The organism is Streptomyces sp. NPDC088910 (assembly GCF_044749865.1).
In the GTDB taxonomy this organism is placed as follows: domain Bacteria; phylum Actinomycetota; class Actinomycetes; order Streptomycetales; family Streptomycetaceae; genus Actinacidiphila.
Genome location: NZ_JBIVIV010000006.1, coordinates 467,449 through 480,624, shown reverse-complemented (window position 1 = coordinate 480,624; position 13,176 = coordinate 467,449). Strand labels below are relative to the sequence as shown.

12 protein-coding genes and 1 tRNA gene are annotated in these 13,176 nt (G+C 63.9%); 7 read left to right on the top strand and 6 right to left on the bottom strand.

All coding sequences use genetic code 11. The features are described 5' to 3' along the window. A partial coding sequence (locus ACIP4Z_RS17275; RefSeq protein WP_401308890.1) for an integrase core domain-containing protein occupies nucleotides 1-396 on the top strand: 396 nt, incomplete at its 5' end. On the opposite strand, the gene ACIP4Z_RS17270 is transcribed toward ACIP4Z_RS17275, so the two are convergent. Next, entirely contained in the window at nucleotides 393-683 is a 291-nt protein-coding gene (locus ACIP4Z_RS17270; protein WP_188280171.1) for a YiaA/YiaB family inner membrane protein, read from the bottom strand. The two genes, ACIP4Z_RS17275 and ACIP4Z_RS17270, sit on opposite strands and share 4 nt — an antisense overlap. 159 nt (nucleotides 684-842) lie before the next feature. Between ACIP4Z_RS17270 and ACIP4Z_RS17265 the strand changes: the two genes are divergently transcribed. Continuing rightward, nucleotides 843-916 (top strand) — tRNA-Pro (locus ACIP4Z_RS17265). Between the two features lie 410 nt (nucleotides 917-1,326). On the opposite strand, the gene ACIP4Z_RS17260 is transcribed toward ACIP4Z_RS17265, so the two are convergent. Then, nucleotides 1,327-2,565: an IS701 family transposase gene (locus ACIP4Z_RS17260; protein WP_401308923.1), complete on the bottom strand. Its 1,239-nt coding sequence runs from the start codon at nucleotides 2,563-2,565 to the stop codon at nucleotides 1,327-1,329. A 181-nt stretch (nucleotides 2,566-2,746) separates the two neighbouring features. On the opposite strand from ACIP4Z_RS17260, the gene ACIP4Z_RS17255 reads away from it, so the two are divergent. The 4 genes from ACIP4Z_RS17255 (at nucleotide 2,747) to ACIP4Z_RS17240 (ending at nucleotide 6,151) form a co-directional block, all read left to right on the top strand. Then, nucleotides 2,747-2,971 carry a hypothetical protein gene (locus ACIP4Z_RS17255; RefSeq protein WP_355342741.1) on the top strand — a complete coding sequence of 75 codons (225 nt, stop codon included), beginning with the start codon at nucleotides 2,747-2,749 and terminating at the stop codon, nucleotides 2,969-2,971. A 206-nt stretch (nucleotides 2,972-3,177) separates the two neighbouring features. Then, the gene (locus ACIP4Z_RS17250) at nucleotides 3,178-3,585 is read left to right on the top strand and encodes a hypothetical protein (RefSeq protein WP_401308885.1); all 408 of its coding nucleotides are present in this window, start codon (nucleotides 3,178-3,180) and stop codon (nucleotides 3,583-3,585) included. 247 nt (nucleotides 3,586-3,832) lie between these two features. Beyond that, on the top strand, nucleotides 3,833-4,009 hold the full coding sequence (locus ACIP4Z_RS17245) for a hypothetical protein (RefSeq protein WP_401308883.1): 177 nt from the start codon (nucleotides 3,833-3,835) through the stop codon (nucleotides 4,007-4,009). A gap of 1,374 nt (nucleotides 4,010-5,383) precedes the next feature. Next, the gene (locus tag ACIP4Z_RS17240; protein ID WP_401308880.1) at nucleotides 5,384-6,151 is read left to right on the top strand and encodes an IS5 family transposase; all 768 of its coding nucleotides are present in this window, start codon (nucleotides 5,384-5,386) and stop codon (nucleotides 6,149-6,151) included. Nucleotides 6,152-6,957: 806 nt separating this feature from the next. On the opposite strand, the gene ACIP4Z_RS17235 is transcribed toward ACIP4Z_RS17240, so the two are convergent. Further along, nucleotides 6,958-7,503: an RHS repeat-associated core domain-containing protein gene (locus tag ACIP4Z_RS17235; protein WP_401308877.1), complete on the bottom strand. Its 546-nt coding sequence runs from the start codon at nucleotides 7,501-7,503 to the stop codon at nucleotides 6,958-6,960. 536 nt (nucleotides 7,504-8,039) lie between these two features. On the opposite strand from ACIP4Z_RS17235, the gene ACIP4Z_RS17230 reads away from it, so the two are divergent. Beyond that, entirely contained in the window at nucleotides 8,040-8,264 is a 225-nt protein-coding gene (locus tag ACIP4Z_RS17230; protein ID WP_401308874.1) for a hypothetical protein, read from the top strand. Nucleotides 8,265-8,653: 389 nt separating this feature from the next. Here the strand turns inward: ACIP4Z_RS17230 and ACIP4Z_RS17225 are convergent, their stop codons facing one another. From ACIP4Z_RS17225 to ACIP4Z_RS17215, 3 genes are all read right to left on the bottom strand, one after another. Further along, a complete protein-coding gene (locus tag ACIP4Z_RS17225) occupies nucleotides 8,654-9,643 on the bottom strand; it encodes a VOC family protein (RefSeq protein ID WP_401308871.1) in 990 nt (329 codons plus the stop codon). Nucleotides 9,644-10,352: 709 nt separating this feature from the next. Next, complete coding sequence (locus ACIP4Z_RS17220) at nucleotides 10,353-11,720, bottom strand: PLP-dependent aminotransferase family protein (RefSeq protein ID WP_355342785.1); 1,368 nt, start codon at nucleotides 11,718-11,720, stop codon at nucleotides 10,353-10,355. 195 nt (nucleotides 11,721-11,915) lie between these two features. Continuing rightward, the gene (locus ACIP4Z_RS17215) at nucleotides 11,916-13,154 is read right to left on the bottom strand and encodes an MFS transporter (RefSeq protein ID WP_401308867.1); all 1,239 of its coding nucleotides are present in this window, start codon (nucleotides 13,152-13,154) and stop codon (nucleotides 11,916-11,918) included. Between the last annotated feature and the right edge of the window lie 22 nt (nucleotides 13,155-13,176).

Genomic DNA, 13,176 nt, shown 5'->3' with positions numbered 1-13,176 from the left:
AGCGAGGCCCTGCCCGACGAACGCCAGCACACCGCGATCGCCTTCTGGACCAGAGCCCACGCGTTCTTCACCGCCCACGGCATCACCGTCGAACGCGTCCTGACCGACAACGGCTCCTGCTACAAATCCAAGCTCTTCACCCAGGCTCTGACAGCGGCCGGCATCACCCACAAGCACATCCGCCCCTACCGCCCGCAGACCAACGGCAAGGTCGAACGCTTCAACCGCACCCTGCTCGACGAATGGGCCTACCAACAGCCCTACACCACCAACGACCAGCGGACCGCAGCCCTGGCAGACTTCCTCCACACCTACAACCACCACCGCGCCCACACCGCACTCGGCGGCCAGCCACCCATCACCCGCGTCAACAACCCTCCAGGTCAATACACCTAGATGCCCTCCATCTTGAAGGGGTCGTGCTCCGCGAGCAGCTTGTCGAGCCGCGCCTGGTCCACCCGGCTCACGACCTGCCCGACCTCCTGCCGGTCGCGCACCACCTTCGCCAGCGTGAACGCCGCCGTCACCACATACAGCAGTCCCAGCCCCAGAAACGCCCGCTCCCATCCCCCCACCGGCAGATACGCCACCCCGACCACCATGGCCCCCAGCGCCACCGCGAACGAGATCGCCGCCTGCGCCGCATACGCCGCCGTCGTCTCCTGCTGAATCGGTTTCGTCATGCCCCGACCTTCCCCCCGCCCCGCCCCACCCCACATGAGTACCCCTACTCAACTCCCCCCGCCCCGGCCCCCACCCCCTCTGCGCACAAACACCCCCCGAGGTGCGGTATCGTTCTCGTGCACGGTCACCCGGGGCCACCACCCCGACCGACCAAGCACCGGGACGTGGCGCAGCTTGGTAGCGCACTTGACTGGGGGTCAAGGGGTCGCAGGTTCAAATCCTGTCGTCCCGACGGTGTTTTTGCAGGTCAAAGCCTGTTTCCACGATGTGGAGGCAGGCTTTTGGCGCGTAGATTGTCCGTTTCGAATGTGAGAGGTTGTGAGAGCCGATTGCGGATGCCCGTATCTCCGCAGGTCAGGGGGTCGGGTGTGCGCGAATCACGTGACACGTGTCATCGAGCGCCGATCGTTGTCCAGTCGCCTCGGCGTCAAGACAACGGCCGGGGCCACGCTCGTCGCCGAAAGACGCGGGACCGCGTGCAGCACCCCTGTCTGGCGCAGACCCCCAGGTCCTGCCGCACCTGCGGGGCGCTGCCGCTGCTACTCCACCGCTCGCGGGCGGTACGCAACTGCTCGTGCTCGTCGAGCCTGAGCTGGTCGTCGACAGCGACGCCAGACCTAGTACGGCAGCTGTAGATCGTGATCATGGTTGAGCTGCTGCTTGTCTCAGGTAGTGGCTGTCGCGGGCGCGAGCTTGGTGGCGTCGTCGCCAGTGGGACCAGCGGAGGCGGTGCGCTGCAGCGTGGGCGGGCCGTGCGATCAGTCTGTTGAACAGATGCGCGATCTCGTTGCTGCTCAATGGGATCAGCCCATCTGGTGCGGGCCGGTGAGTGCGTTCGTCTGCGGTGACGACGGCGAGGAAGGCGTGCGCGAGCATCGCGAGGGTGACCCAGCGGTGCCAGGACGTCCACCGGCGGACCTGGTGTTCGTCCAATTCGGTCAGTTCCTTTCCCGTCTGGAAGGTCTCCTCGACCGTCCACCTGCGCCCGGCTACCCGTACGAGTGTGGACAGTGGCACGGCGATGGGCGAATAGCAGCGGTGGAAGGCGAGTTCGCGAGTGCGCCGGTTTCGGCGGACCAGGAGTTGGTGGTGTCCGGGGCGGTGATCGGCGATGTGGACCACGGCCCAGTCGTAGAAGCGGTGGCCCTTCGCGCCGGTCCCGGCGGAGAGCTTCTGCCAGGCCCGCTTGGGCATCTTCTTGACCAGCGCGGACGCCCGCAGTCTTCCTCCCCTCGTGGCGATCTGGTGGTCGCAGGCGACCGTGAGGACGTAGCCGACCTCGCGGCGTTCCAGTGCGGTGCGAAGGGTCGGATTGCCGCCGTAGACCTCGTCACCTGCCACCCATCGCGCCGCGACGCCGGAGTCCAGGGCGCGGGCGATCATCTGTGCGGCCAGAGCGGGCTTGGTGGCGAAGCCCACAGCGGCGGGTATGCCGGCCGCCCGGCACCGCTGGCGGTCCTCGGTCCAGGAACGCGGGACATACAGCTCCCGGTCGATGGCGGCGTGTCCGGCCCGCGCGGAGTAAACGAGGTAGACCGCTACCTGCGCGTTCTCTATTCTGCCCGCGGTGCCGGTGTATTGGCGCTGGACGCCCACCGTCGCGATGCCCTTCTTCAAGTCGCCGGTCTCGTCGACGACGAGGACCGCCTCTTCGTCGCGCAGGTGGTCCACCACGTAGGTGCGGATGTCGTCGCGGACCGCATCGGCGTCCCACTTGGCACGGCCCAGTAGGTGCTGCATCCCGTGGGGGGTGGTGTCTCCGGCATGCTCCGCGATCGTCCAGCAATTCTTGCGCGGCAGATCCGACAGCAGCCCCAGCACCAGCGAGCGGGCGCGGCGGCGGGGTTCCACCCGGGCGAACCGACCTGCGACGCGGGCCATCAGGCCCTCGAACATCACCTGCCATCGTTCAACGTCTACGCTGTGACCTGCGGCCACTGCTTGATCCTTCGTTGTCTTCACAAACCACGATGATCTTCGGTGGCCGCGCTGTTGCCCAGGCAGGCAGATCACGACCCTCGGCCCTGGACTACCGGGCTCCGCCCGAGGTTGGAAAGCCCTGATGAGTCGCTACGAGTTGAACGAGCGCGAGGCCTTCGTCGCCATGTCGCGGTTCGTGTGGCAGTTCGCGAACCGCGCCGGGGACGACCTTCTCACGCTCCTGGGCGACATCGGCATCGAGGCGGACGGCGGAACGACAGACCCCGCTGCCTGGGAGGACTGGATGAGGTGCGTTCGTTCGGTCGTCGACGGCGCAGAGGACTCAGCAGGCGGGTCGGCAGGATAGAGGGCCACTCGAAGGACAAGATCACGATCTACAGCTGCCGTACTAGGTCCCAGATCATGGGAGTTCCGGGCACGGAGAACAGCATCCAAGGAGGTAAAATCAGCACCTTCTACCAGAACACTCCAGTTCGGCACGGTCAACGTTATCTCGTAAAAGTCATCAATGTGAAGTTGCCGCACGGGCTTCACTGATTATGGAGTTTAGATGTGAGCAGAGTCCTCAAAAGAATCACGATGACGCCAGAGTACAGGCAGATCATGGTCCGCGATTTCGGCACTTCAGATGCGCCCGAATGGGAGACGGGTGATGAGCCGTTAGTGTGGCTTCCCGGGAGTTTCATGATTGGCACAGTCGACGATACGGATGGGGATGTGACCGTTGAAGTCAGACTCGGTGCTGCCGATACGCCAGGTGCGAGAACAATTTTCGACGGAATTTTCTCGTGCACTTCTGGAATTGTGAGTATTATGACCCCAACGGAGTATGACAACGAAACCCTGCGGCTGCCCAGGGCTGGTGACTGGAAGATGCGTATCGCCGTCAAGGGAGCCGAGCGGCCTGACTATGTAGCGATCATCTTTGATGATAAGGAATGGTCGACTGCATTGAAATGACGCTGGCAACTTGTCACTGCTCTTTCGCGCTCCTGGTGCCAGCCTTTGACGAATCTTCACGTCGTCCGACCCAGACGTTTCTCTGCCACATGGAAGTTAGGCGGAGGAAAAAAGAAGAGGCGATGGACATGAGCACCCCTGATCGCCGCGACGACTGTCACCCCGGCCTGGGGCCAGATAGCAGTCGAGGACTTCGGGAATTCAGAAACACCCTGGAGGAGTCGACAAGGGCCGCTACGCCCGGCGCATGATCGAACTGTGGGGAGGCTTCTCAGCTCTGGCCGCCGATCTCAAGGAGGGGCCCGCCGCGAACCTGCTGTCCGAGTGGATCTCCGCCGGGAAAGAGCCCGGGCGCATCTACCAGGACCGCAAGTACCTCACGCTCGCCGACGCCCGCCCCGTAAGAAGGGTGCTAAAAACGTGACGGGCTGTCGGGAGCCGCAGCCGTACCTGGACCAGCAGTTGGGCCAGGGAGGCCCCGTCGACGGTGAAAATTCGGCCGTGGGAGTCGATGCTGATCCCGGATGTGCTGGAGCGGGCCCCCCACGAGGTGCCGTCGGTGGTGATTACGTCGTTCAGGGCCCACCGGGCAGGAAGGACGGCTTTGGGGTCCAGGATGTCCACCTGCTACCGGCAGGAGTTCGGCTGGACCCCGGCCGCCTCGCTGGGCAGCGGTATCGGCTCCTTCCTTTCCGTTTCCTTGGAAAATTAGAAATACGGAAGCGATCGTTGCGGCAATGATGAAGATCACCATCCGACACGCCATGTTTCGTTCGGATTTCACCATTTCGCACCCTGCGGATAGGGTTGGTCCAGGGTCAGAAAGTAGACGGCAGTCTAGTTGGCCGTGTGCCACAGAGTATCCCTGTGGCGCACGGCCAGTATCCCTAGCTATCCGACTATGAAGAAGGAAAGCCAATCGATTTCAGGAGAAGTCTCCTTTCTCATCCGTATGAGATAATGTCGGCGTTGTACTCGGCGGTTGCGACACCAACGCCGCAACTACCCACCAATGCTGCACCAGTCCCTACCGGGCCGTAGAGGCGGGCGTATTCAACGATGCCACTCTCTGATGCGGCGCCGATTCCTGCGAGGCAACCCTCTGCATATCCAGCGATCTCGCCCACCTTATCTACGGCATCACCGAAGGAGCTCAGCGAAAGGGATTAATCTTTATGCCCCCGCCCGCCCATGAACAAATAGAGAGCCAGGAACACCAGGATTGCGGTCCCGGCTCCGAGTACGCCGGGCCAGCCGCCTACAGCGCTCACCGCCCTCCTCGCCTGCGTCGCATGTAGTCACGCATGCCGGTCCCTTGTGCCCACATTCCGAAGCCCGCCACTGCCGCGACCGCGATGATGACGATGACCAGTACCACACCGTGCATCGCATACTCCTTGCTGTGAGTGGCGCCGGGGCAATCTCGCCCCGGCGCCGACCATTATTTACAGGAAGCTCTTAGCCACGTCGACCACGTCTTTGACGTTTCCTAGGAAATCGATTGCTCCTGCAGCGCCGCTTCCTTGCTCCCCGCCATATTCCTCAAGGATGTCGAGGCCGACGTTGGTGGCGCATCCGCCGGCGAAAGCACCTACTGCTCTATATCCTGTTTCGGACGCTCCGGTGTACAGGCCGACTACAGCGCTCTGCGCACCGCCCTTGAGGCATGACAGTCCGTACTCGGACAGTGAGCCTTTTCCAACCTGCCGGTGGGCGCGTGCAGTTGGGGTGACAACGTGGCGAAGCCCCTGGTAGATGGGTTTTCGACCAAGAAATCCGTCTCCACCAGAGGCTTCGTGTGCTTGTCTACCCGTCGGGCGTCGACGTGTCCAGTTCTGCCCTGCGCTTCCTGTCCGCCAAGCTCCGTCAGCGCCGCCGGGAACGCGGCACCCGCTGGCGGCGCCTGAGTGCCGGCCGCCAGGCCCTGCTCACTCTCGTCCATCTCCGCAACGGCCATCCGTATGCCCAGCTCGCGGCCGGGTTCGAAATCGGGACCACGACGGCATACCGCTACGTCACCGAGGCCGTGGACCTCCTGGCCGCCCTCGCACCCACCCTGGCCGATGCCGTGCGCGCCGCGTCGACGAAGGCGTTCGTCCTCCTGGACGGCACGCTCCTGCCCATCGACCGCATCGCCGCGGACCGGCCCTTCTACTCCGGGAAGCACAACAAACACGGCATGAACGTGCAGGTCCTCACCGATCCGTCCGGCCGACTGCTGTGGGCCTCACCGGCCCTGCCCGGCGCCGTCCACGACATCCGAGCAGCCCGCGAACACGGCATCATCGACGCCCTCGCCCAGGCCGACATCCCCTGCTGGGCCGACAAGGGCTACCGCGGCGCCGGCGGAACCGTCCGCATCCCGTACCGGGGACGATGGGAGACCCTCTCTGCCGGTCAGCAGGCGGTGAACCGGTCCCACGCGAAAATCCGCGCCCTCGTCGAGCAGGCCATGGCGACCCTCAAGAACTGGCGACTCCTGCGCAAACTCCGGTGCTCCACCACCCGGATCACCAGCCTCATCCAAGCCGTCCTCACCCTGCATCTGACCAGCTCAAACCCATGATGGAAAAGGCTCACTGACAGCGGCGAGTCCCAGGGCGGCGGCTGAAGAGTCGGCCGCCGGGCGAGGTCGGCATATTGGCCTTCTCGCCACCTCTGATGAAAACAGAAGGGTTCGATCTGCTATTTTCTTTAATATGAGGGAAGCGGGAAATGAAATTTCCCGCTTCCCTCATAGATCAATGCTCCCGGTCATTTCTTGTTGCGTTGTCCTCGGCTGACCCAGATCAGCGATGCCAGGATTGCAACAAGGAGGACGATTGCGATAGTGACGCGGAGTGGCTTGCTGAGCTCGTCCTGGGCCCAGGGGACGAACAGGAACATAGCCACTATGGCCACAGCCACAGATGCGAACCACGCAACGACTCTGGTCCTGTAGGTGCTCACTGCTCCTCCTGGTGGCTGACTGACTACGAGCTGCGCAGCGCGTTTTTCGCGCATTTGACGGTGGTTCCGGCCCCTCCCGATACGGCTTGGTTCTCCTAGCGCTTTCGAGTGAGTAGAACGATAAGAAAATAGAAGAAAGCCACTAGGGCAACTACGAGCACGGTTATTCCCAGAACGGCCCCGCTGAAAGCCAAATAATACGCCTGGGGTTCGGTCCCCTGCCCGGAGCTGATTGCCGTGCTATCGGTCACCACTTTTTGCCCCTCCGTTTCCTGTATTTTTGCATACCTCCGGTTCGCATGAAAAGTTGGAATGCTATGAGGGCGGCGACAACCACCACGATGACGAGCCAGACGAAGATATTCACCGGGTTCCTTTCGGTTCAGGGGCCGGGCAAGGGTACCCGGCCCCAGGCGTACCAGGTCAGAACAGGCTTGCCCCTAGTTTGAAGGCGTCCTTTGCGTCGTTGAGGAAGCTCACGGCTTCGGAGGCGTCGCCGGAACCGCTGGGCCCGTAGTCGCCCACGATGTCCAGCCCTGTATCGATGGCGCAGCCGGTCGCGGCCTCAGTGGCGAGGCCGATTCCCGTGGTGGCGGTTCCTGTGAGTCCTGCGACGAGCGCTCCTTGAGCTCCACCCTTGAAGCAGGACGTCGCGTATTTCGACCAGGGCACCTCGCCGGTCGGATCGACGTTGTTGATGGGGTCGTCCCCGGCGTAGGCGTAGCGGTTTCCCTGGACCGGGTCGGCGAGGAAGGAGTGTGCATCCTGGCTGGTGAAGCGGCCGGTGGTGGGGTTGTACCAGCGCTGGCCGTATTTGATCCAGCCGGTGGTGCGGTCGTAGGTCCCGCCGACGAAGCGGTAGGGGTTCTGGGCCGCTGCGGAGCCGGTGGCGGTGGTGGTCTGATAGGCGCCGTAGGGGTCGTACTGATAGACGGTGGAAGTGACCGTGGACTGGTTGATGAATTCCACGGGGGATCCGAAGCCGTCGATGACGTAGTACGCCTCGGTGCCGGTGGTGGTGCGCAGGACCAGGGGCTGGCCGGTGGTGGGGTCGTGAGTTTTTCGAGCACAAGACTGCTGGGCTCATCCGCGGAAGGAGCCCCGCCTTCAGATGGCGGCATCGGATCCGGCTGCGCAGGGGTGGGCGGTTGTCTCTCCGGGACAGGCACTTCGCCAGCTCGGACGCGGCGGCGCACGTCGCTTGCTGTCGTAGGAGAAATGCCGGCAATCCGTGCCAGCTCACGTACCGGGGCGTCGGGCTTTTCCTTGAGTACCTGAGCGGCGCGCAGCCGTCCTTGAGTGCTGTTCACGGGGCGCATCCGGCCGTCGCGCCCGACGCGTGCGTTCAGCGGCTGTCCAGGGGCAGGTAAGCGCCGGCGGATCGCGGCAACCGACTTCGCGCCGAGCCCGGAGGCCGCCGCGACAGCACGGTCCGACATCTGGGGGTGGGAGGCGATGATCCGAGCTGCGGCCGCCCGCCGGTCCGCGAGTGAGAGGGGGAGGCCGTGCGCGACGTTGTTCTCGACCGCACGCAGGAAGGCGTCTTCTGGTGCCCCGTCGAAGAACTCCACCTCGATGACGTCAAGGCCCTTCGCAACGGCCGCCAGGAGACGGTGCATGCCGTCAATCACTTGCATGCCCACCCGATGCACCACGATAGGAGGGAAAGGTTCCTCCACTTCCACCAGCCTGTTGAGGTGCTCCTGGTCGATCCCCCGCAAGCGTGGTGACTCCCCGGGCAGAACTGACGTGACCGGTACGAAAGCTGTCGGTGCTCTGCCAGTCGGCAATGTGGATTTGCTGGCCGGTCTTCTTCGCGCTGCTGGTCCGAACTGTGGTGCTGGAACGTCTGTCTCAACATCAGGTTGAGACATCCTTCCCCCTCGGGGTCATTTTTCACAAATAGGACATGTTTTGCTGCTCACGACAGGAACACAACAAGTGTCAGTCGGCTCCGACGGCATTGCACCGAGCGGTCCGGCTGTCCCGGCGGCCCACGTGCGTTCTCGGCGGTTGTATCCGGCTTACTGTGAATACGTCTAGGGCATACGTCAGTCGATGTGTGCAGCATTCATGGTCGTGCCATCGTTGCCATCTGTCTAGAGCTGCTAACAGCCAGTCATGCGGCGATGGTTGCCAGCCGGGCTAAGACCGGCCCGGAATCCCGCACAGGCCGGTCCGGACTGGCTGAGAAGGACCGTTGCACAGGCTTGGATGCGGGGACCCGCACGGGAGGGAAGGGGGCCGCGGCAGGCCAGAACTCATTCCCCGTTACAAGGGTGATGACGGAAAAACTGAGCCCAACGTGGCTGGCCTTGCACCGGAAGCGTGTGCGCCTGGCGCATCTCAGCGTGAAGTCCCTGTCCACTGCCCAGCCTCGCCACGTTGCCCGGCATGGCCGAAATTCTGGCGGCCCCTGCCTGCTGTCTTCCTGGATTCCCGGAGATGTTCCTCCGGAGAGGAAATATATCCCCGTCACGCCGGAACTGGATCCCGCTGCCGATGAACGGCGGTCTGTGACAGTGAACTCGATCTGGTCCGCTCCGCTGGTGTAAAAGCGGAGCCTTCGGTAACCATTGATAGGCGAGTCAATTTTTGTCATGGTGAAGGCTTTCTCGCACAGGGCGGAGTAAATATCGAACTCATCCCCGCCGAGATCCAGTTCTATACCGCCTATGTGGGCCTGGGCCGCCTGCTCCACGGTGTGGGGATGCGGTATCCAGTTGCGCTGACCCAGGGAGAGGGCTGCCTCAGGGCCTTCCAGCGTGAGTGTGTGATGTATCCCGCCCGTCCGCACGATGACCTGACCACGTGAACCCGATTCGACCATGGCACCGCAAGCGGCAGCTGCGCTGGCAGTTTCGTGTACGTCTTCACACTGCAGGGCGATGCCCGCCACCACCGGACCGGGCTGACGCGCCGGTTGAGTTGCCGCCCAGCCTGAAGTCACGATCACATGGGCCTGGCCGCGTCTGAGAAGAACGGAGCTCCCGTCGACCTCAACCACGTCAGCGACCCGTGTGAACCCGAGGCGGGACATCAAAAAGGCGATATTGGTAGAAGCCCTTTGTGTGTGCAGCTCTATGTGCGATATGCCAAGAATTGTCATTTCGGGGATGCCTCATAAAAATTCGTCTAGTGTTCGATTCGGTTCTCTTCGATGTGCGATTCCAGAAGAGACTGGAAGAACAGCATGACCGGTGCCCGATCCACGATCAACCATGGCTGGTGCCTGACAGCGGTTTGTTCAACTGCGTATCGCGGCAGTTGAACAAACATCGGCAGATCATGTCGGTCCCCGCGCCCGTGCGGCCGACCGCCACCGCGCTAGATCTGGTTAGCGGCCCAGCAACTCGCTCCCGGCGTAGCCGCCGGCCCGCAAGAATCACGAACTGCCCCACTCGTACTCGTCGGCCGCGGCACGCTGACCAGACAGCGGTCAGTGGAAGCAGCCGATCCAGGATCCCAGGCACTTCGAAGGCGACCTCACCACCGGCTACGCCGAGCCTTGTGCTTCTGCGACGGCTGCCGGCCGGACATGTCCGCAACGCGTACGACCGCCCCACCTGCCCCCAAGGCGCGGCTCCTGTCGGTCTGCAGCACGGAAACCCTTGCCTCACTTCGTCACCGAACCCAGTTACCGCTCCGCAGGACCCGGACCGGCGGTCACCAGCGGGCTCACCGCGACAACCGTCTGATCACGTGCCGCGATAGTCGCTGGGAACCTATCCGCTTCATTACGCCGAGCGCGGCCACGCCTACCTGCGCACCTCACCCCAGCAGCCGGGTCAGCGGACTGCTGGGGACCATTCATGCCTTCAGGCAATCCATTGCGGTCGGCGGCGCGGCGGCGGGTTGGTACCGCCCTCTGCGACTGCTGCACCAAGGCGTTCGGCCGCATCGTTCAATACAGCAGGGGACAGGGTGTAGGGAATACGCAGACGGGTTTCGCAAACACCAGGGTCGATGGAGAAACAGGAGCCGCTCTCGATGCGGATGCCGCGGTCGCGGGCTTGTCCGGCGATGGTGCTGGCAATCGGATGACCGAGGTCTACCCATAGGGACAGGCCGCCTGGGGGAAGATGCCAGGACCACTCGGGCAGGTGCGTGGCGAGTGCGGCGTTCAGGGCGTCTCGTTGGAGGCGGAGTTGCTCCAAGCGGGGCGGCAGCAGTGTTCTTGCCTGTTTGAGTAGATGCAGGGCCATGAGCTGGTCGAGGACAGAACCGCCGAGATCATTGGCGATCCTTTCCGAGGCGAGTTCGTCGACCAGGTCGGAGGGGGCACGCAGCCAGCCGATGCGCAGCCCGCCCCAATAGGTCTTGCTCATCGACCCGAGAGTGATGACGCGTGAAGCATCGCGAGGGGGAGCGTGCGACGCGAACGGTACGGGCGGCGGAACATCGAGGGCGACTTCGGCCAGGGTTTCGTCGATGACGAGCCAGGTGCCGGTGTGCTGCGCAACGTGCAGGAGATGGGCGCGTGTCGCGTCGGGCATCAACAGGCCCGTGGGGTTGTGGAAATCGGGGATCAGGTAAGCCAGATGGGGGACGCTTTGTCGCAGCGTGGCGTCCAGGACACCGGTATCCCAACCATGGTCGCCGACCGGCACCGACACCGGGCGCAACCGGTGCCGGCGCAGGGCCTCAAGTGCGTTGGGGTAGGAAGGAGTTTCGATGAGAACGCGGTCGCCTGGACCGCAGAGGAGCGAGAGGACAAGGGTGAGTGCATGCTGAGCGCCGCTGGTGACAAGGATCTGCTCGGGGGTGGTGGCAAGACCTCGCACGGTGTAGTGCGCGGCGATGGCTTCGCGGAGTTCGAGCAGGCCGTGCGGGTGATAGCCCGGGGTGCGGGCGTGGGCGGCCAGATCCGGTGTCACCGCGATCAGAGCCTGGGCGATGACATCGTCCGATAGACCTGGCGCGGCGCGAGCGAGATCGATCGTGGCACCGTCGATTGCGACGGTGCGGGCGATATTTGCCAGCGTCCGGCCGCTGGGCAGGGCTGTCCACGTACCCGAGCCGCGCTGACTGTGCGCGAACCCGGCCTCCCGCAGGCGGTTGTAGGCAGCTGTGACAGTGGTGCGGCTTATACCGAGGACAACCGCGAGACCGCGTTCTGACGGCAGTCGGACCCGCAGGGCGATCTGTCCGTCCAGGATGAGCCGGCCGATGGCATCGGCCAGCATCCGATAGGAGAGTTCGCGCTCAGAGGACTGCGGGAGCAGGGCAGAAAGTTGCTTGCTCCCCAGGCTCCGTTTGGTACCTGCGGTGGACGGCGGGCGGTTTCGGTCAGTCAACTTCCCTCCAGAGGGCCCTGGATGGCAACGGCAGGCGCACAGGCGTACGGGTTCCTCGGCGATGTGTGAGACCGCTGAAGCCGATCAGGCGGGTCTGCGGGTTCGGCTCTTCCAGCCGATCGCGCCCAGGGCAGTAAGAGCGAGCAGGGACAGGGCGGTCCAGTCGGGAGTGAAACTCCCGGTTGTGTCTCTCACCAACCCAAGGGCCGGCGCCACCAGGATCACGGCAATCTGGTTGACCGCCATCGCCCACCCCAGCGCGAAGCCGGACTTGCCCGGGGGTGCGCAGTCCGCCACGTAGGCCACCCAAGGCCCGTACCAGCCGAACCCGAAGAACCCGAGCCAGGCCATCAGGCAACCGATCACGAGCCCGGAATGCAACGGCACCCATGCCAGGGCCACCAGACCAGCGATCGTGCAACTCATACACGTCAGGACGGGTACGGACCGGCTGGAGGAGCGATCGCTCCAGGCTGCCAGCGTGATCCGCCCGACGACACCGAAGCTGAGGGCCACTAACAGATAGGAAGCAGCACCGCCTGCGGTCACCGATGCCGTTGCATGCAGGTAAAGCTCCGTCAGCAGCAGCAGCCCGTACTGCACCGACGTCATGGCCACTCCGGACAGCATGATGGTGACCATCTCCGGTGTGCGGGCCACGTCCAGACGCGCCGCGACCTGCTCACGAACCGAGCGACCGTCCCTTGAGGGCGTCGAGGAAACAGCGGGTGAGCGGTAGAACCCCATGAAGACTGCACCGCCGACCAGTGCCAGCGCTCCTGAGCCCACCAGCGGGGCCCGCCAGCCGTAAGAGTTCGCCAGCCATGGGAGAGTCGCCGCCGCCAGCGCACCGCCCAAAGGCAAGCCGGCCTGACGGATGCCCATCGCGAACCCGCGCTGCGAGGGAGCGAACCACGACGCCACCGACTTGCTCCCCCCGGGTTGAGCAGTGCTGTAACCCGCTCCCACTATCAGCAAGAACACCAGCAGCCACCCATACCCGGGCGCCAAGCCCGCAGCCAAAAGTCCAAGGGCCACGATGACACTGCCTCCGCCCACTACCCACCGTTCGGGATAGCGGTCCAGCAGCTCGCCTGCCACCAGCAGTCCCGCCAGTGGAATCAGCTGTGCGGAAGTCACCAGCAGCCCGATCTGCGTCGTGTTCAGATGCAGATCACGCTGCAGGACGACGGTGATCGATCCGATGCCCTGGACGAAGAAGCAAGCACAAGCCTGGGTGAACGTAGCAATCGCGAGAACCACCCAGCGATAGCTGTCAGAACGTACGCCCTCGTGTTCGCTCACCTGCTCTGCAAGCTTCACACCAACTCCAGCAGGATCAACT